Annotated in this window: 2 protein-coding genes; one reads left to right on the plus strand and one right to left on the minus strand. The window is 47.0% G+C overall.

The features are described 5' to 3' along the window. The coding region (locus R7Z50_RS28795) for a diguanylate cyclase domain-containing protein (protein WP_318149919.1) at positions 1 to 263 on the plus strand (263 nt) is incomplete at its 5' end. A 19-nt stretch (positions 264 to 282) separates the two neighbouring features. Here the strand turns inward: R7Z50_RS28795 and R7Z50_RS28800 are convergent. Then, a complete protein-coding gene (locus R7Z50_RS28800) occupies positions 283 to 564 on the minus strand; it encodes a hypothetical protein (RefSeq protein ID WP_318149920.1) in 282 nt (93 codons plus the stop codon). Positions 565 to 615 lie beyond the last annotated feature (51 nt).

Genomic DNA, 615 nt, shown 5'->3' on the forward strand with positions numbered 1-615 from the left:
GCATTTTGGATCGCATCGTTAATTTGTTCCCAAAGGGATATCAAAACTACGATACCTATAATGAGCTGACGATGAGCGTAGGAGCCGCAATCTATAAACAAGACGCCAACGATTTATCAGAGCTTACCCGCTGCGCAGACAAAGCGATGTATGCCGCGAAACACACGGGTAAAAATCAGTACGCGTTTTACGAACATTGTTCTCATGCTGGTGAGCTGCGTAAACAACAAGAATCAATGCTTGAGATGACAGAGGCGTGCTAAGCCTCTGTGAGTCGCCCGATTATGCAAAAAAGTGCATCGCCCACAACCCAAGCGCTAAAAACACGATCAACCAGAAGGCTTGACGCGCCCGGCTTGGTTTTCCTTGTTGTGGTGCAATCACTGGCTTAAAAGCTCGCTCCTTCATTTTTCCGACCAAGCTTTTTTCTATCGCCTGTTTGTAAAACTTGCGTCTTTTGTGCGCCGCGTTCGCTACTTCAGTAAAGCGGTGTCGCTGTTCATTCGTTAAATCGCTCGCTTCGTAGCGAGGAGGGAGATCAGAATGCTGACGTGGTACTGCCATCACTTCCTCCTTGGTTGATGGGTGTACTTATACTAAGTATATACACAGTTG

This window comes from Vibrio sp. 1249-1 (assembly GCF_033340495.1).

Coding starts and splice junctions, on each gene's coding strand:
- R7Z50_RS28800 (WP_318149920.1), bottom strand. CDS start 564: ATGGCAGTACCACGTCAGCATTCTGATCTCCCTCCTCGCTACGAAGCG.